Below are 17,870 nucleotides of genomic sequence, written 5' to 3'. Positions count from 1 at the left end.
CTGCTCCACCGATCCGCGCTTTGCGCCGGAGCGTACAAGCACGCCAGGGCCGCCTCGCGGCGCCTTGGGCTTGCGGGGCGGGGCGGGGCGCCCCATATTTGCGAGAGCCCCGACCACCGCGACGACGCCGACCAACAGGAGCGTGCCTTGGCCGAAAGAACGCCGACGCGACCCGGAAAGACCCCCGAGCGCACCGGACAGACCTCCGGAGCGGTTGCCGACTTCCTTGGCAAGGTCGGCGCGATGACACAGGCGCGCGGGCCCGCCGGGGCGGGGCGCGGACGGCTTTTGTTCGCCCTCGATGCCACGATGAGCCGCCAGCCCACATGGGACCTGGCCTGCCAGCTGCAGGCCGAAATGTTCCAGACCGTTGCCGATACGGGCGGGCTTGACGTGCAGCTGCTCTATTTCCGCGGCTTCGGCGAGTGCCGCACCTCAAGATGGGTGGCCAACGCCCGGGCGCTGGCCGATCTGATGGGCGGCATCGCGTGTCGCGGCGGCCATACCCAGATATCGAAGGTGTTCTCCCACGCGCGCAACGAACACAAGCGCGAAAAGGTCAACGCCGTCGTTTATGTGGGCGACGCCATGGAGGAGGACGTGGACAGGCTTGCGGCCAGGGCCGGTGAGCTCGGCCTGCTCGGGTGCCCGGTGTTCCTGTTCCAGGAGGGCAGAGACCCCGTCGCCGAACGCGCCTTTCGCGAATTCGCCCGGCTGACGAAAGGGGCTTATGCCCGCTTTGATTCGAGCGCGCCCGCAGAGCTCTCCGCGCTGCTGCGGGCCGTTGCCGCTTATGCGGCGGGCGGGCGCAAGGCCCTCCAGCTTCAGGGGACGGGCCCCGCAAAATTACTCCTCGAGCAGCTCAAATGATCTGGCTTGTGGGCGGCGGCCTTGCGCTGGTCCTTCTGGTTTATCTCTATTCGCTCTTCACCCAGGGCGAAATCCGCAGGCTGGTGCGCGCCCTGCGCTATACGCTGGGGGGCCTGATGATCGCGGTTGCGGCCGTTTTCGGGCTGCGTGGCAACATGATGGTGGCCAGCGTCATCGCCATGGGCGCGGCCGGGCTCCTGATGCGCGGCCGGCTCGGGCCCATCGATTTCGGCGGCGGGGGACAGGCGGGCCCCAACAACGCCTCCAAGGTCAAGAGCCGGTATCTCGACATGCGGCTCGACCACGACACCGGAGCGGTGACCGGAGAGGTGCGCGAGGGCCTGTTCAGGGGCCGCGACCTGGCCGGGCTGGGCCCCGAGGAATGCTGGGCCCTCTACGATGAAGTGGGCGAGGATCCCGATTCCCAGGCGCTGTTCGAAAGCTGGCTCGACGCCAACCGCAAGGGCTGGCGGGACTATTTCTCCGAGCACTACGGCATGGATGGCGAGGCGGGGCCGACAGATGGCGCAACCGGTGGGACGTCCGGCACCCGATCGGGTCTCTCGAGCGTCGAGGAGGCCTACGAGCTCCTGGGTCTGGAACCGGGTGCCGGCCCTGACCAGATCCGCGCCGCCCATCGCCGGCTGATGAAGAAGGTGCATCCCGACCAGGGTGGGTCGGCCTTTCTCGCCGCGCGCATCAACGCGGCCAAGGACCTGCTCCTAGAGACCACGGGTCGGTCGGCGCGATAGAGCGGAACCATCGGGGCTGCCGGATCTTTGATCCTGCGGCTTGATTGTGACGTCGGGCTGGGTCATAACCACTTCCGTCGGCGAGCGCTCGTCCCGCCGGCAATCCGAAACAGCACAGGCATTTTCCGCAATGGACGACCCGTCCAGTCGTAGCAACACGTTAACTGGTGCCGCCTCGATCGCGGGCGCCGGGCGGAGCCTGCGGGGCTGATCCCTGCCGACGGCTTTGTCTCGGACGCCGCCCCACGAGACGGCGGAAACCGAGGCAAACAATGACGTTCGACAATCTTGCCCACGACCTCAAGGCCGGCGCCGCTCCCGACACGGTGCTGACCCGCGAGTTTCTTGCAAACCAGCACGCCGCCGATATCGCCGCCTTCCTCAGGGAGAACGAGGCCGAGATCGACTGGAAGGTCCTCGACCTGATCGACCTGCCCCGCCAGGCCGAGGTGCTGGGCTATCTCGACCGCGACCTGCAGGTCGAGCTCGCCAAGTCCGCGCCCCGTGCCCGGCTGGCCGCCATCATCACCGAAATGGATTCCGACGACCGCGCCGATCTTTTCAACGCGCTGTCCGAAGAGGAGCAGGAAGCGCTCCTGCCCGCCCTCGCCCAGGCCGAGCGCGAGGACATCCGGCGGCTTGCCTCCTACGAGGAAGGCACCGCAGGCTCGATCATGACCTCGGACTATGCGGTGCTGACCCCCGAGATCACCGCCCGCCAAGCGCTCGACAAGCTCCGGCTCGAGGCGCCGGACAAGGAAACCATCTACCGCGCCTATGTGATCGACCCCGATCGCAGGCTGGTGGGCTCGGTGCGCCTCCAGGACCTCATTCTCGTGTCGCCCTCCACCCGCATCGAAAAGATGATGGAGCGCAACACGCTGGCCGTGCGCGTGGACGAGGACCAGGAGGAAGTGGCCGCCAAGATCGCCCGCTACGACCGTCTGGCCCTGCCGGTGATCGATGCCGACAATCGGATCGTGGGCATCGTCACCCATGACGACGCGCTCGACGTCATCACCCAGGAAGCAACCGAGGATTTCCACAAATCGGGCTCGGTGCGCGGGCTGGGCGAAAGCGTCAAGCAGGCGCGCATCTTCTCGCTCTATCGCGCCCGGGTGTTCTGGCTCGTGCTGCTGGTGTTCGGCAACATCTTTTCTGGCGCGGGAATCGCGCATTTCGAGGACACGATTTCGGTCCATCTGGCGCTCTTGTTCTTCCTGCCGCTGCTGATCGCATCGGGCGGCAATGCCGGCGCGCAATCGGCGACCCTGATGGTGCGCGCCATCGCCACCGGCGACGTCCGGATGCGCGACTGGGGCCGAATGCTGGGCCGGGAAACCCTGGTTGCGATCCTGCTGGGGCTGACCATGTCGGTCGCCATTTGGGGGATCGGGCTCTGGCGCGGCGGAACCGACATCGCCGCAGTCGTAGCCAGCGCCATGATCGTGATCGTTCTGGCCGGCGCCCTGATCGGGATGACGCTGCCGTTCATCCTGACCCGGGTCAAGCTCGATCCCGCGACCGCCAGTGGACCGCTGGTGACCTCGATCTGCGACATCGTGGGGGTGATGATCTATTTCTCGATCGCCCGCGCCGTGCTGTTCTGAGCGCGCTCAGTAATTCTTCATCCTCAGGTGCGGTATGCCCGCGTCCATGAACTGCTCGCCATAGGCGACAAAGCCGAGACGGGCGTAAAAGCCCGTCTTGTCGGCCTGGGATTCGAGGTAGCCGCGCGGCTGGCCGGCGGCCCGGGCGTGCTCCAGCGCGTGCCCGATCAGTCCCGCCCCAACCCCCTGGCCGCGATGGGAAGCCGCGACCGCGACGCGTCCGAACTTGGCGTGTTCGGGCTTCCAGAGAATGCGCAGCACCCCCACGACCGCCCCCTCGTCGATACCGATGATGTGGGTCGCGGTAAAATCATCGGCGTCGTGCTCGATCTCGGCGGGCACGCCCTGCTCGAGAACGAACACTTCCCGCCTCAGGGCAAAGCCCAGGTTGCAAAGCGGGGAGAAGAGCGGAACCGGCAGGAAGACGGGCGATGGGCTGGACATGGGCGGGACTCGACAGGAAAGATCAATGGCCCGATTTCTGTCAGCCGGCGCGCCCTGTGTCCACAGGAGCAGCGGTCCGATTTGACCCGCACCCCGATTTCCTGTGACCATGCCCGCGCGTGCGCCATTGGGGGCAGCGGGAGATGGATGTGCCGGAACCTGCTGGCGGGAGCCCTGTGGACGCGTCAATCGACCTACCCATGGGGGCAACGTGTTCAAGCCATTCGTCATCAACCCGCCGGTGTTCTACACGTCGGTGGCCATCATAACTTTGTTTCTTCTGATAGGGCTGGTGTTTCCGGACCGCTCTGAGGCCATTTTCTCTGGCATCCAGTTGGGCATTCTGGTCAATTTCGGCTGGTTCTACCTGCTCGTGGTCGGGATCTTCCTCGCCTCGGTGCTTCTGTTCTCGCTCGGCCGGTTCGGGCGGCTCAAGCTCGGGCCCGATGATTCGACCCCCGATTTCGGCTATGTGAGCTGGATCGCCATGCTCTTTGCCGCCGGCATGGGCATCGGGCTGATGTTTTATGCGGTGGGCGAGCCCATCACCCATTTCGCGCTGCCCCCCACCGCGGAGCCGGGCACGATCGCTGCGATGCGCGAATCCATGAGCGTGACCTTCTTTCACTGGGGTATTCACGCCTGGGCCATCTACGCGGTGGTTGGCCTGTCGCTGGCCTATTTCGGCTATCGCTACAACCTGCCGCTCACCATCCGGTCCGGGCTCTATCCGCTGCTCAAGCACCGGATCAACGGCCCCATCGGCCACGCGGTGGACATTTTCGCCATCGTCGGCACCATGTTCGGCATCGCCACCTCGCTGGGTCTGGGCGTCGCCCAGATCAATGCGGGCTTGAACTATCTGGTCGGCCTGCCGGTCACCCCAATGATCCAGATCGGCCTGATCGCCGTCATAACCGCGCTCGCGACGGTGTCGGTGGTGACCGGGCTCGACAAGGGCATCCGCATCCTCTCGGAATCCAATCTCGTGGTCGCCATCCTGCTGATGGTCTTCGTCCTGGTTGTAGGTCCCACTGCCGACCTCTTCCGTAGCTTTGTCCAGAACATCGGGCTCTATCTCGACCAGCTCGTCCTGCGCACGTTCAATATCTACGCCTATGAGCCCACGCCCTGGGTCGACGGCTGGACCCTGTTCTACTGGGCCTGGTGGATTTCCTGGTCGCCCTTCGTGGGCATGTTCATCGCCCGGATTTCCCGTGGCCGCACCGTGCGCGAATTCATCACCGCGGTGCTGTTCATCCCCGCCGGCTTCACCTTCTTCTGGATGACCGTGTTCGGCAACACCGCCTTTTTCATCGACACCGGCGTGGCCGAAGGTGCGCTGACCGAGGCGGTGCTCAACGACGTCTCGGTGGGGCTTTTCCAGTTCTTCACCTACCTGCCCATGCCGGCAGTCACCTCGACCCTCGCGGTCATCCTCGTGGCGGTGTTCTTCATCACCTCCTCGGATTCCGGTTCGCTGGTCGTGGACACTATCGCCTCGGGCGGGGAGACCAACACTACCACGGGCCAGCGCGTCTTCTGGTGCGCGGGCGAAGGCGTGGTGGCCGGCGGGCTCCTGCTGGCCGGCGGGCTCGGGGCGCTGCAGGCGGCGACGATCGCCAGCGCCCTGCCGTTCTCGATCGTGATGCTGGTGCTCGTCTGGGCGCTGTTTGTGGGCATGCGGGCCGATATCGCCCAGCAGCAGCAGGCCGCCGCGGCCGGTATCGCCGCGCCGGCCCAGCCCGCGTCGGGCCTCACCTGGCAGCGGCGCCTGGCCCTGATGCTGCACGCCCCCAGCGACAGGGAAGTCTTGGGCTTCATCGACAAGGAGGCCAGGGCGGCCCTCGAACAGGTGGCGGCCGAGCTCTCCACGCGTGGCCGGCAGGCAAGCGTGGCCACCGCCGGGGAAACCGGCGGTGTGGTGCTGACCGCTCCGGCCGATGGGGTGCGCGACTTCATCTATGGCGTCATGCCGGCCACCTCTCCGCTCGCGGCCTATACGGCCTTTGAGGCGGCGCGTCCGGAGAACCGGCACGAAGCCCGGACGTACTTCTCGGACGGCAGCCGGGGCTATGACGTGATGGGCATGACCCGTGACCAGCTCATTGCCGACGTTCTGGTCCAGTTCGAGCGCTATCTGATGCTGGTGCAGTCCCCCGAGGCGCGGCTTGTGTCGGCTGCTCCCGAACACGCGGCCGAACCGAGCGCCTGACAGAGCTGCGGATGGGGAACACAGAAAAAGGCCCGGCGTGGTGAAGATGCCGGGCCTTTTTCAGGTCGCTTGATGCGCGCCGGGGCGCGTCAGGCAAAGACGCTGGCGCCCCTGTCGGCGGTGCCCACCAACCTGCGGAAGCCGGCGAACAATTCCCGGCCCATGCCGAAATGCTCGTGCTCGAGATTTTCCGTCGCCGGCGTGCGTGCGAGGAAAGCGTGCTCGTCGCCCAGGAAAGTGAGGGTGCCGGCCTCGGCATCGAGCCGGAGCATGTCGCCCTCCCGGATCTTGGAGATCGGCCCGCCATCGGCGGCCTCTGGGGTCATGTGGATGGCCGCGGGCACCTTGCCCGAGGCCCCCGACATGCGCCCGTCGGTGACCAGCGCCACCTTGAGCCCGCGATCCTGCAGGATGCCAAGGGTCGGGGTGAGCTTGTGCAACTCGGGCATGCCCACGGCCCGCGGCCCCTGGAAGCGCACCACGGCAATGAAATCGGAGGTCAGCTCGCCCGCCTTGAAGGCGTCGATCAGGCCCTGCTGGGTGTGGAAGATGCGTGCGGGCGCCTCCACCAGCCGGTTCTCGGCCTTGACCGCCGAGATCTTGATGACCGACTTGCCGAGGTTGCCCGAAAGCAGCTTGAGCCCGCCGGTCCTGGCAAAGGGCTCGGCGGCGGTGGTGAGCACTTTGGGATTGCCGCTGGTGGTGGGCGCCGGCTCGAAGCTCAGCGTCTCGTCGATATAGCGCGCCTCGCGGGTATAGGCCTCGAGCCCCTTGCCCCAGACGGTGGAAACGTCGTCGTGCAGATAGCCCGCATCGAGCAGCTCGCGGATCAGGAACCCCATGCCGCCCGCGGCGTGGAAATGGTTCACGTCCGCCAGCCCGTTGGGATAGACCCGGGCGAGCAGCGGCACCTGGTCGGACAGCGCCGACATGTCGTCCCAGGTCACCCGAAGCCCCGCAGCGTTGGCGATGGCGATGATGTGCATGGTGTGGTTGGTCGATCCGCCCGTGGCCAAAAGCCCCACCAGCCCGTTCACGATGGCCTTTTCGTCCACCACATGGCCGACCGGGGTGTAGTCATTGCCCTGGGCTGTGATCGAAAGGGCGCGATGGGTCGCGGCCCGGGTCAGCGCATCGCGCAGCGGGGTGCCCGGATTGACGAAGCTGGCGCCCGGCAGGTGCAGGCCCATGATCTCCATGAGCATCTGGTTGGAATTGGCGGTGCCGTAGAACGTGCAGGTTCCCGGACCGTGATAGGATTTGCTTTCCGCCTCGAGCAGTTCGGCGCGCCCCACCTTGCCTTCCATGAAGAGCTGACGGATGCGCGATTTCTCGTCATTGGGCAGGCCCGTCGTCATGGGCCCGGCGGGCACGAAGATGGCCGGGATGTGCCCGAAGGTCAGTGCGGCAATGGCCAGCCCGGGGACGATCTTGTCGCAGATCCCCAGAAACACAGCCGCGTCGAACATGTTGTGCGAGAGCCCGACCGCAGCGGCCATGGCGATGACGTCACGGGAAAACAGCGAGAGGTCCATGCCGGTCTGGCCCTGGGTGACCCCGTCGCACATGGCGGGCACTCCGCCCGCGACCTGGGCGACGGCCCCGATCTCCTTGGCTGCGGCCTTGATCCGGGCCGGATAGTCCTCATAGGGCTGATGGGCCGAGAGCATGTCGTTGTAGGACGTGATGATCCCGAGATTGAGCGCGGTGTCGCCGGCGAGCGCGGCCTTGTCGGAGGGCCCGCAGGCGGCAAAGCCGTGGGCGAGGTTGCCGCACGAAAGCGCCGTGCGGTGCACGCCCTGGGCGGCCATCTTGTCGAGCCGGTCGAGATAATCCCGGCGGCTGAGTTCGGACCGTGCCGCGATCCGGTCGGTAACGTCCTTTATGGCGGTCTTGATGCTCATTGGCGCCTCCTGGCTGCGTGGGGCGTCACCCGGGCCGGGGGAGCGGGCTCAGGGACACCAGAAAAGCTGGACCGTGACCGTCCCCTGCGAGAGGACCGCACGGACGGGCATGGCGTGGACAGGGCCGGTGGCAAGGGCCGCGTCGAGCACCCTCGCCTTTTCCTCGCCCTCGATGTGAAGATAGAGTGCACGGGTGGACAAGAGCCGCGGTAGCGTCAGCGTCACGCGCGGCTCGCCAGCGCCTGGAGCCTCGATGGCGACCAGCGGGCCCTTTGCGGACAGCGCCGCGTCCAGCGTGTCGCCGCCGGGAAAGAACGAGGCGGTGTGCCCGTCCCCGCCCATGCCCAGAACGACGGCATCGAACCGGTCGGGCAGGGCCAAGAGCGCAGTGTTGGTTCTGGCCACGGCATCGGCGGTGGGCGCGTCGCCGCCCGAATAGAGCGGGACCAGCTGCGCTTGGGCAGCGGGGCCGGACATAAGCCGTTCCCGCACCAGTTTGGCGTTCGAGCGCTCGGACGTCTCGTCCACCCAGCGCTCGTCCACGAGGGTGACGGTGACGCTCTCCCAGTCGATCTCCTCGCGCGCGCCCAGAGCGGCAAAGAACGCGGCGGGCGTCGAACCACCCGAGACCGCGAGGCTCGCAACCCCGTTCTCCTCGATCCCGGCGATCAGATCGTCGGCCACCGAAATGGCCAGGGCCTGGGCCAGTTCGTCCCGGGTGGGGAAAACATTGCGCTCGATGGTCATCGTCTTCTCCTTGGCATTGGCAAAGGGCAAGGCCGGGGTCAGTCGTCGGCCTCGTGCCAGGTGCGCCCGTCCCGCTCGATCAGGGCGACCGAACCGGTGGGTCCCCAGGTTCCCGAGGTGTAGGGCTGGGGGGCGTCCGAGGAGGCGTCCCACGCCGCCCGGATCGGGTCGATCCAGCGCCAGGCGGCCTCGAGCTCGTCCCGACGCATGAAGAGGGTCTGGTTGCCGCGGATCACGTCGAGCAAAAGCCGCTCATAGGCTTCTGGGGTGCGTTCGGTGAACGTTTCCGCGAACGAGAGGTTCAGCGGCACTTCGCGCAGGCGCATGCCCCCGGGGCCTGGATCCTTGATCATCAGGAACAGCTTGACCCCTTCGTCGGGCTGAAGCCGGATGACGAGGCTGTTGGGCCGGGGCGCCCCTTCGGCGTGATCGAAGATCGAATGGGGGATCGAGCGGAACTGGATGACGATTTCCGAGACCCGGCTCGCCAGCCGCTTGCCGGTGCGCAGGTAAAAAGGTACCCCCGACCAGCGCCAGTTCTCCACTTCCGCCTTGATGGCAACGAAGGTCTCGGTGCGCGAGCCCTTCTTGTCCTCGGGCAATTCATCCTGGTAGCTGGGCACCGACCCGCCATTGACCGCGCCGCCGCGATACTGGCCGCGCACCGTGCATTTCGAAACCATTTCCCCGGTGATGGGCTTGAGCGAGCGCAGCACCTTGAGCTTTTCGTCGCGCAGGGCGTTGGCGTCGTCCGAGGCCGGGGGCTCCATGGCCACGAGGCACAAAAGCTGCATCAGATGGTTCTGGACCATGTCGCGCAGCGCGCCCGATTCGTCGTAATAGCCGCGCGTGCCCGCGCCCACGTCTTCCGACACCGTGATCTGGACGTGATCGATATGGGCCGCGTCCCAGATGGGCTCGAACAGGATGTTGCCAAACCGCAGGGCCAGGAGGTTCTGAACCGTTTCCTTGCCGAGGTAATGATCGATCCGGTAGACCTGATCCTCGGCAAAGACGTCCGAGATCGCGTCGTTGATCTCGATCGAGGAGGTGAGATCGGTGCCCAGCGGCTTTTCCACCACGACCCGGGCGTCGCGCCGCCAATAGCCCTTCTCGTCGAGATAAGAGCAGATCGGGCCGAACAGGTTCGGGGCGACGGCCAGATAGAAGGCGCGCACGATCTCGGGATCCTGGCGCAGGCTGGCCTCGAGCTCGGCCCAGCCGTCGCGGTCGCCCACATCGTTGGCGATATAGGAGAAGCACGAGACGAACCGCTCGATCACGCCCTCGTCGCGGTAGTCGGGCTTGACGAATTCGCCGACCGCATCGCGCGCGAGGCCGCGGAAATCCTCGTCGGACAATTCGGTGCGCGACACCCCGATGATCCGGGAGCGTTCGTCGAACTGGCCGTCACGGAACCGGTGGTAGAGCGCCGGGATCAGCTTGCGCTTGGTGAGATCGCCGGTGGCGCCGAACACCACATAATCGAAGGGCTGGACGGGAATGATGCGACTGGACAATTGAAAAGGTCTCCGGCTCGCGTTGCGCACTCAGGCTGCGCTGGCGTTGTGACGGGCGAGGATGAGCGCGCCGTGCAGGGGTTCGGATCGGGGCAGGCAGACATAGGCGCCATAGCGGATCTCGAGCAGGCCCATGAGCCTCTGGCCAAATCCGCCGACCACGGCGAGCTTTTCCGCTCCGCACCGTTTGAAGTAATCCACATAGCGGTCGATATAGCCAAGCTCGATTTCCATGAGCTGAGCGGCGACCGGGTCTGCGTTTTCGAAATGCTCGATGAACATCGGCATGAGCGCACCGTAGTCCGCCGGCTGCCGGTTGTCGAAGCTCCAGGCCATCACGGCGTTGAGATCACCCCCCAGCCTCTCGATCACTGCCCGTGTGAGCGGGGAGGCGGGCACCAGTCCGTCCTCGGCCTCGACTGCATGGCGCACGAGCTCGCGCCCGAGAATGGCGCCCGACATCTGGTCGCCCGCGTGAAAGCCCCAGCCCCCGACCTGGTAGCGCCGGCCCTCGACCAGCGCCATGCCGGCCGACCCGGTGCCCACGATGATCACCGCGCCGTCCTCACCCTCATGGGCGCCGGCCCGCGCGATATCGATGTCGTCGTGGACCGCAAGGGACGCGAACGGCCATTGCCGCGCCGCAAAGGCTTCGCGGGCCGAGGGCAGGCGCGCGCCGGCCATTCCGAAGCACGCGGTGGTCTGGCTCGCGTGGGAAAAATCGATGCCGGCCTGGGCAAAGGCGTCCCGTGCCCCGTCCATGATCGAGCGGTAGGCCGGCTCGCCCCCGTCAAGCTGGAGGTTGGATCGCCCGCCCCGGGCTTCCCCCAGGCTTCGCAGATCCCTATCGGCCAGTCTGACGCGGCAATTGGTGCCGCCCCCATCGACGCCGAGCAGATATTTGGTCAAGATCGCAACTCCGGAGCGCAACTCGCCAACAGGGCCTAAGACAAAAGTCTTATAGGGTCAAATTCAAATGTGGCGGCGGGCCGGGCCGGAACCGGGCCGTGCAGCGGGCGTTGCCCGAGGCCCGGCGCAGTCGCTGATCTTTAGCAACAAGGGGCGGGGCCTTGAGCGAGCATATCCTGATACTGGGCGGGGCGCGGTCGGGAAAGACCGCCTTTGCCGAACGCGTGGCGACCCGCGGGTCCAGATCGCCCGCCTATCTCGCGACCGCCGAGGCGCTCGATGACGAGATGGCCGAGCGTGTCGCGGCCCATCAGCGCACGAGGGAGGGCCGGTTCGCCACCATCGAGGAGCCTCTCGAGCTGTGCGAGACGCTGTTTGCCGCCGCACAGGCCCACGACGTGATTCTCGTGGACTGCCTCACGCTCTGGATCACCAATCTCCTGAGCATGGAACGCGACGTAGCCGACGAGATCGAGAACCTTGCCGAAACCCTCGAGGCGATCGAAACCACGCGGGTGATTCTCGTCTCCAACGAGGTGGGGTTGGGGATCGTGCCCGACAACGCGCTGGCGCGCACCTTCCGCGACCTCGCCGGCTCTGCCCATCAGCGGCTTGCGGAAATCTGCCCCCATGTGTGCTTTGTGGTCGCGGGCCTGCCCATGGCGGTCAAGGGACGGCTCCCGGACCTATAGCAGGCTCGACGCAAACCAGCCGGCCGTCACAAGGGCCATCGCCCCCAGCGTCAGCCAGAGCGCGGTGCGGTAGAGCCCGAGCGCGGCCACGATGTCGGACGGTCCGAGCGAGCGCCGCCCGTCCCCCATCGTCGGCAGATCGAGAACCCGGCCCCCATAGGCGCGCGGGCCACCAAGCGACAACCCCAGCGCTCCGGCCATCGCCGCTTCGGGCCAGCCGGCATTGGGGGACGCGTGCTTGCCCGCATCGCGCCGGGCGGTCCGCCAGGCCGCGCGTCCCGAGGCCGACCGATCGAGCGCTGCGGCCAGCGCGAACAGGAGCGCGGTCAGCCGTGCGGGCAGGAAATTGACGAAATCGTCGGTCCGGGCCGAGGCCCAGCCAAAGGCGAGATAGCGGTCCGATCGGTACCCGACCATGGAATCGGCTGTGTTGATCGCTTTGTAGAGCGCGATCCCGGGCAGTCCCAGGAGGGCAAGGTATAGGAGCGGCGCGATCACCCCGTCGGAGGTGTTTTCCGCCAGCGTTTCGATGGCCGCGCGCGAGATTTCGGGCCCGTCGAGCTCGGTGGTGTCCCGGCCAACGATCTGGGAGACCGCGTGTCGTCCTGCATCAAGAGAGGTTTCCAGCCCGCGCCCCACCCGTCCGACGGCCGCCCAAAGTTCCTTTTGCGCCAGCAGCGAAGAGGCCAGCACCGCCTCGAGCGCCCAGCCCCAGGGCAGCGCCCGCAGGGCGAGCGTGAGCGGGAGGGTGACGACGAGGACCACCGCCAGAACGCCGGCCAGAACCAGCGCGCCGGCGAACCGCCTGTCTTCAAAGCTCCAGTCCGCGTTGTTGTAGGCTTTCTCGCCCGCCCCGATCAGCCAGCCGATCCAGATCACCGGATGGCCGATGGCGCGCACCAGCGCCGGCGGATACCCCGCGAGCCGCTCCAGACCCAGGGCTGCAAGAGCGACCAGAAGGCTCATCTGGGCTCCGGAATCCGCGCCAGCGCGAGGATTGCGTCGAGATCGAGATGGGCTTCCATATGGGCGGCGAGCCGATCGAGCACCGCATCCACCCCCGCCTCATAGTCGAGCGTCGGATCGGTGCGGGCCCCGAGCGTCTCGAGGAAAGCCCGGCGGAAGCCGTCGGCTGCGAACACCCCATGCAGATAAGTGCCCGCGATCCGGAATTGGGACGCCGTGGCCCCTTCGGGCGCGCCGTCCACATGGGCGAAGGGCCGGTCCGCATCGGGGCCGAAGGTCTCGCCCATATGAATGTGATAGCCTGAAACCAAATGGCCCGAGCCCGCGTGCACCGCCGCCTCGGTCCGGAGCTGCTTGTGGGGCCCCAGAATCGTGTCCACGTCGAGCAGCCCGAGGCCCGGGGAGGTTCCGGGCCGCCCTTCGATCCCCTCGGGGTCGGCTATGGTCTTGCCCAGCATCTGGTAACCCCCGCAAATCCCCAGCACATGGCCGCCGGCCCGCACATGGGCGGCAATATCGATATCCCAGCCCTGGGCCCGCAGGGCATCGAGATCGGCCCGGGTGGATTTGGAACCGGGCACAACGACGAGCCGCGCATCGCGCGGCAGCGGCTGGCCGGGCGGGACGATCCTGACGGTTACGCCGGGTTCGGCGCGCAGGGGATCGAGATCGTCGAAATTGGCGATGCGCGGCAGGCGCGGCACGGCGATCACGAACTCGCCGCCCGGGGCTTGCGCCGCATCGAGCGCCAGCACGTCCTCGGCCGGCAGCCGGCCCGCATCGGGAAAATGGGGCAGGGGCCCGAAGGCAGGGCGCCCGGTACGCTCGGCGATCAGCGCGCGGCCCGCATCAAAGAGCGAGGGGTCGCCGTGGAATTTGTTCACGAGGGTCGCGGCAATCAGCGCCGCGTCATCGGGGGCGATCACGGCGAATGTGCCCACCAATGCCGCGATCACCCCGCCCCGGTGGATATCGCCCACCAGCAGCACCGGCACGCCGGCGGCCTGGGCGAAGCCGAAATTGGCCAGATCCCCCTCCCTCAGATTGACTTCCGAGGCGCTGCCCGCGCCTTCGACCAGCACCAGGTCGCTGTCGGCTGCAAGTTCGGAAAACGCCGCCAGCACCTCGGGCATCAGCGTGCCGCGCATGGCGAAATAGGCGCGCGCCGAAAGGGTCGCGCGGCGCTGCCCGCGCACCACGATTTGCGATCCGGTCTCGTGCTCGGGCTTGAGCAGCACCGGGTTCATCGCTGTGACGCAGTCCCGGCGTGCGGCGCGGGCCTGAAGCGCCTGCGCCCGTCCGATCTCCCCGCCATCGGCTGTCACCGCGGCATTGTTGGACATGTTCTGGGGCTTGAAGGGCGCAACGCGCAGTCCGCGATTGGCAAAGGCACGGCAGAGCCCGGCCACGACGAGCGATTTGCCGACGTCCGAGCCCGTGCCCATCACCATGAGCGCGCGGGCGGTCATGGGGCCACGCCCTGGGCCGCGTCGATCACATGGGCATACGAGCCCATCACCCGCCCGAGGATCACGCCCATGGAGCCGCGCGGCGCGCCCCCGGCGTCTTCGGCCACAAAGAGAGGCGGCAAGTCCGGAGCATCGGCGCTCGAATAATGGAATTCATGGCCCCTGAGCGCGCCCGGCCAGGGCAGCGGGGACGCATGGGTCAACGTCCGGTAGCCCAGAACACGCCGGGGCCGGTCGATCCGGGTCGAGACCGGGAGGAGGCCGGTCATCTTGTGGGTGGCGCCCTCGCGATCGGTGAGCGATTGACCCAGCACCATGAACCCGCCGCACTCCCCATAGATCAGCCCCCCCCGGTCGCGCGCCGCGGCCAGTCCGGCGGCAAAGCCCCGGGCCGCGCCGAGTGTCCGCCCGTGCAGTTCGGGATAGCCCCCGGGAAGAAACACGGCATCGGCCCCTTCCCCGGGCGCCTCGTCGGCAAGGGGCGAGAAAAAGGACAGCGTTGCGCCCTGCGCCTGCCAGCCCGCCAGCAGATGGGGATAAACAAAGGCAAAGGCCGCATCGCGCGCGATGGCGATGTGCTGGCCCAGCGGGGCGAGCGGCGCCGGCGCGCGGCCGGCACCCGTCAGGGGGACCGGCGCGGCGCAGGCAAGCACGGCATCGAGATCGAGCCCCGCTCCCACCGCATCGGCAGCCCTCTCAAGGAACCGATCGGCATCGGGCATGTCCCCGGGCAGGACCAGCCCCAGATGCCGTGAGGGCGCGACAAGCCCATCGGACCGGCCGAGCGCGCCGAGGACGGGGACGCCCGCCGCGTCGAGCGCGTCGCGCAGCATCGCCTCGTGCCGGGGCGAGGCGACGCGGTTGAGAACGACCCCGACGACGGCAACGTCAGCCCGGAACCGCACGAAGCCCAGCGCGAGCGCGGCGACCGACTGGGCCTGCCGGTCGCAATCGATGACGAGGATCACGGGTAGCCCCAGCGCCGCTGCAAGATCGGCGGTCGAGCCCGTCCCGCTGACCGCGCCATCGAAGAGCCCCATCACCCCCTCGACCAGCAACAGGTCCGCGTCCTCCGCATGGACCGAAGCGAGCGCGCCGAGCCGATCCGCGCCCATGGCCCAGGGATCGAGTGTGACGGCGGGCCGTCCGGCGGCGCGGGCGAGAAAGGCGGCGTCGATATAGTCCGGCCCGGTCTTAGCGGGGGCCACCGCGAGCCCCCGGCGCACCAGCGCGCGCGCCAGCCCCAGCGTCACCGTGGTCTTGCCCGAACCCGAGCGGGGGGCCGCGATGACGAGCCCGCGGGCAGCTTCAGCCAAAGCCGTTCTCCCGAAGGGTGTCGAGATACCAGTCGAGCGAGGCGCGGAACCCGCTCACCGGCCCCAGGACGACGATGGCGGGGGTGGGGAACGCGCCGGTCGCCTGCAGCATCCCCGCTTCCCCCAGCGTGGTTTCGATCACCCGCTGATGGGGCAGGGTCGCGTGGGCGACGATCGAGAGCGGGTCGAAGGGATCACGCCCGGCGGCCATGAGCTTGTCGGCGATCGAGCCCAGATGCTTGATCGCCATATACATCACGATCACCGGGGCCGCGGTGGCGATGGCCCCCCAGTCGACCGCCTGCGGCACACCTCCGGTGTCGTCGTGCCCGGTCAGGAAGATCACTGCGTGGTTGGTGTCCCTGTGGGTCACCGGAATGCCCGCATAGCCGAGCCCGCCTATCCCCGCGGTGATCCCGGGGACGATCCGAAAGGGGATCGCGGCCTCCACCAGCGCGGCGCATTCCTCCCCGCCGCGTCCGAACATGAAGGGGTCCCCGCCCTTGAGCCGCAGCACCCGCTTGCCGTCTCGCGCCTTTTCGACGAGGGTGAGGGTGATGTCGTCCTGTTTTGCGGACGGCTTGCCGCCGCGCTTGCCCACTTGGATGATCTCGGCGTCCGGGCGGGAAAAGGCCAGAATCGCCTCGCTCACCAGCGCGTCATGGACGATCACATCGGCCTGACCCAGCCCGTGATAGGCCAGCAGCGAGAGCAGCCCCGGCGCGCCAGGCCCCGCGCCCACCAGCCAGACCGAACCCGCAGAGAAATCGGGCAGGCCGGCATGGTCGAGCCGGGCAAAATGCCCCATTGTGCGCGCGTCCTGCTCTCGCGTGTGATCCATGCCGCTCGTGTCTATCGCCTCGTCGTCAAGCTCTCTATAGAGCTTGGGCATGACCAAGGGCAACGTTCAAGACCTGTGCGCCGGCGCCCGCGTGCTGATCCTGGGGGGAACCTCCCTGGCGCGCGCGCTCGCCACCCTGCTTGGGCGAGAGGGATACGCGGTCACCACCTCTCTGGCCGGGCGCACGCGCGATCCCCTCCTGCCCGATGGCGCGGTGCGGATCGGTGGGTTCGGCGGGGCCCGGGGGCTGGCCGACTATCTGGTCGCCCACCGCGTCGACGTTCTGGTCGACGCCACCCATCCCTTCGCGGCGCGCATGTCGGCCAATGCCCACGAGGCGGCACGCGCGACCGGTACGCCTGTCGCCCGGCTCGCGCCCGCGCCCTGGCCGGTCGATCCGGACTGGATGATGGTGCCCGACATGGCGTCGGCGGCCCGTTCCCTGCCACCGGGCGCCCGGGTGCTGCTCACCATCGGGCGCCAGGAGATAGGGGCGTTCGTGGCGCGCACCGATTGCAGCTTCGTCGCCCGCATGATCGAGCAGCCCGAAATGCCGCTCCCGGGCTGGACGCTGGTTCTGGGCCGGGGACCCTTCGCGACCGACACCGAACAGGCGCTTGCCGAGGCCCACGCGATCACCCATCTGGTGACCAAGAACGCCGGAGGGCCCTGGCCGGCAAAGCTCGAAATGGCGCGTGCGCAGCGCCTTGCGGTGATCGTCGTCCAGCGTCCCCAGCTTCCCGACGTCGAGACCGTCGGCACCCCCCAGGCGCTGCTCGAGTGGCTTGCCGGCCTTGCGCCCTATTCGAGGAAATAGGTGATGGTGGTGACCACACGGACCTTTTTCTCGATCTGCTTTTCGGGCCGCTGATCGGGGATCTCGACCTCCGCGAGAATCTCGAAGATGCCCTGGTTCGCGGTCTGTATGGTGCCCACCGCCGCGCCGGCCTCGCGGGCAAATTCCTCGGCCGCTTCCCGGGCTCGCTGGGTCGCCTCGGCAAGCATGTCGGTCTTGAGGGCGTTCAGCCCGGTGAAGGTATAGGAGGGCCCCGCATTGTAGGCGTCCGACGAAAAGACTACGCCCGCGCGCAGCAGCTCGCCCACATTGCGCGCCGCCTCGGCGATCGCCTCGACCTCGCTGGAGGTGACCAGGAACTCCTCGGTCAGGACGAACCGGGCCTCCCCGGGAGTGTTGCCCGCATTGTAGCCGGCCAGACGGTCCTCCACGAGGATGTTCTGGACGCGCATGGCCTCGGCGGGAAAGCCCGCCTCGAGCAGGAAGTCCCGCACCGCCGCGTCGGCGGTCTCGAGCCCGGCCCGCGCCGCTTCGAGCGTGGCGCCCGTGGCGACGAACTTGATGGGCCAGAACCCCAGATCCGCATCCACCGGGCGCTCGGACAGCCCCTTGACCGTGACGGTCCGGATCGGCTCGCGGCTTTCGATAAGCGCCTGACCGCCCAGCCAGCCCGCAGCGGCCAGCCCTGCCGCGATGCACAGCGCGGCGACGATTCCCGATATCGAGTTCATGGTTTTTCTGCCCTCGCACGCGCCCCCCGGCGCCCCTTATCTCAGCGCGCCGAATATGGCGTGTTTGCGGCAGTCCGGGGTGCTGGTG

The 17,870-nt window shown here is 67.7% G+C and carries 16 protein-coding genes; 6 read left to right on the top strand and 10 right to left on the bottom strand.

Going from position 1 to position 17,870, the window contains the following annotated elements; translation table 11 throughout:
- Nucleotides 1-147 precede the first annotated feature (147 nt).
- The 3 genes from EO136_RS14855 to mgtE all read left to right on the top strand — a co-directional run bounded on the left by EO136_RS14855 (nucleotide 148) and on the right by mgtE (nucleotide 3,232).
- Nucleotides 148-870, top strand: a complete 723-nt coding sequence (locus EO136_RS14855) for a VWA domain-containing protein (protein ID WP_127145167.1) — start codon at nucleotides 148-150, stop codon at nucleotides 868-870.
- Nucleotides 867-1,622, top strand: coding sequence for a DnaJ domain-containing protein (locus EO136_RS14850; RefSeq protein ID WP_127145166.1), 756 nt, complete (start codon nucleotides 867-869; stop codon nucleotides 1,620-1,622). Before EO136_RS14855 ends, EO136_RS14850 begins: the two co-directional genes overlap by 4 nt.
- 272 nt (nucleotides 1,623-1,894) lie before the next feature.
- Nucleotides 1,895-3,232: a magnesium transporter gene (gene mgtE / locus EO136_RS14845; protein ID WP_127145165.1), complete on the top strand. Its 1,338-nt coding sequence runs from the start codon at nucleotides 1,895-1,897 to the stop codon at nucleotides 3,230-3,232.
- A 6-nt stretch (nucleotides 3,233-3,238) separates the two neighbouring features.
- Here mgtE and EO136_RS14840 read toward each other — a convergent pair whose 3' ends face one another.
- Nucleotides 3,239-3,676: a GNAT family N-acetyltransferase gene (locus EO136_RS14840; protein WP_127145164.1), complete on the bottom strand. Its 438-nt coding sequence runs from the start codon at nucleotides 3,674-3,676 to the stop codon at nucleotides 3,239-3,241.
- Nucleotides 3,677-3,887: 211 nt separating this feature from the next.
- On the opposite strand from EO136_RS14840, the gene EO136_RS14835 reads away from it, so the two are divergent.
- Nucleotides 3,888-5,891, top strand: a complete 2,004-nt coding sequence (locus tag EO136_RS14835) for a BCCT family transporter (protein WP_127145163.1) — start codon at nucleotides 3,888-3,890, stop codon at nucleotides 5,889-5,891.
- An 89-nt stretch (nucleotides 5,892-5,980) separates the two neighbouring features.
- Here EO136_RS14835 and edd read toward each other — a convergent pair whose 3' ends face one another.
- The 4 genes from edd to EO136_RS14815 are packed head-to-tail and all read right to left on the bottom strand — an operon-like array spanning nucleotide 5,981 to nucleotide 10,971.
- Entirely contained in the window at nucleotides 5,981-7,795 is a 1,815-nt protein-coding gene (edd, locus tag EO136_RS14830; protein ID WP_127145162.1) for a phosphogluconate dehydratase, read from the bottom strand.
- Nucleotides 7,796-7,843: 48 nt separating this feature from the next.
- Complete coding sequence (gene pgl, locus EO136_RS14825) at nucleotides 7,844-8,542, bottom strand: 6-phosphogluconolactonase (protein ID WP_127145161.1); 699 nt, start codon at nucleotides 8,540-8,542, stop codon at nucleotides 7,844-7,846.
- Nucleotides 8,543-8,580: 38 nt separating this feature from the next.
- The gene (gene zwf, locus EO136_RS14820; RefSeq protein ID WP_127145160.1) at nucleotides 8,581-10,062 is read right to left on the bottom strand and encodes a glucose-6-phosphate dehydrogenase; all 1,482 of its coding nucleotides are present in this window, start codon (nucleotides 10,060-10,062) and stop codon (nucleotides 8,581-8,583) included.
- 30 nt (nucleotides 10,063-10,092) lie between these two features.
- Complete coding sequence (locus tag EO136_RS14815) at nucleotides 10,093-10,971, bottom strand: glucosamine kinase nucleotide-binding domain-containing protein (protein WP_164730619.1); 879 nt, start codon at nucleotides 10,969-10,971, stop codon at nucleotides 10,093-10,095.
- Between the two features lie 161 nt (nucleotides 10,972-11,132).
- Between EO136_RS14815 and cobU the strand changes: the two genes are divergently transcribed.
- Nucleotides 11,133-11,663, top strand: coding sequence for a bifunctional adenosylcobinamide kinase/adenosylcobinamide-phosphate guanylyltransferase (gene cobU, locus EO136_RS14810; RefSeq protein WP_127145158.1), 531 nt, complete (start codon nucleotides 11,133-11,135; stop codon nucleotides 11,661-11,663).
- Here the strand turns inward: cobU and cbiB are convergent.
- From cbiB to cobA, 4 genes are read right to left on the bottom strand one after another with little or no spacing between them, the layout of a single operon-like run.
- Complete coding sequence (gene cbiB / locus EO136_RS14805) at nucleotides 11,658-12,629, bottom strand: adenosylcobinamide-phosphate synthase CbiB (protein WP_127145157.1); 972 nt, start codon at nucleotides 12,627-12,629, stop codon at nucleotides 11,658-11,660. The genes cobU and cbiB overlap by 6 nt on opposite strands.
- Complete coding sequence (locus EO136_RS14800; protein ID WP_127145156.1) at nucleotides 12,626-14,098, bottom strand: cobyric acid synthase; 1,473 nt, start codon at nucleotides 14,096-14,098, stop codon at nucleotides 12,626-12,628. The genes cbiB and EO136_RS14800 overlap by 4 nt, the downstream gene beginning before the upstream one ends.
- On the bottom strand, nucleotides 14,095-15,414 hold the full coding sequence (locus EO136_RS14795) for a cobyrinic acid a,c-diamide synthase CobB (RefSeq protein WP_127145155.1): 1,320 nt from the start codon (nucleotides 15,412-15,414) through the stop codon (nucleotides 14,095-14,097). Before EO136_RS14795 ends, EO136_RS14800 begins: the two co-directional genes overlap by 4 nt.
- On the bottom strand, nucleotides 15,407-16,222 hold the full coding sequence (cobA, locus tag EO136_RS14790) for a uroporphyrinogen-III C-methyltransferase (protein WP_127145205.1): 816 nt from the start codon (nucleotides 16,220-16,222) through the stop codon (nucleotides 15,407-15,409). The genes EO136_RS14795 and cobA overlap by 8 nt, the downstream gene beginning before the upstream one ends.
- Nucleotides 16,223-16,304: 82 nt before the next feature.
- Between cobA and EO136_RS14785 the strand changes: the two genes are divergently transcribed.
- On the top strand, nucleotides 16,305-17,072 hold the full coding sequence (locus tag EO136_RS14785) for a cobalt-precorrin-6A reductase (RefSeq protein WP_127145154.1): 768 nt from the start codon (nucleotides 16,305-16,307) through the stop codon (nucleotides 17,070-17,072).
- Here EO136_RS14785 and EO136_RS14780 read toward each other — a convergent pair.
- Complete coding sequence (locus tag EO136_RS14780; protein ID WP_127145153.1) at nucleotides 17,057-17,782, bottom strand: SIMPL domain-containing protein; 726 nt, start codon at nucleotides 17,780-17,782, stop codon at nucleotides 17,057-17,059. The genes EO136_RS14785 and EO136_RS14780 overlap by 16 nt on opposite strands.
- Between the last annotated feature and the right edge of the window lie 88 nt (nucleotides 17,783-17,870).

The organism is Pelagibacterium montanilacus (assembly GCF_003992665.1).
GTDB classification, from domain to species: Bacteria; Pseudomonadota; Alphaproteobacteria; order Rhizobiales; family Devosiaceae; genus Pelagibacterium; species Pelagibacterium montanilacus.
This window is presented reverse-complemented; position numbering and strand designations above follow the sequence as displayed.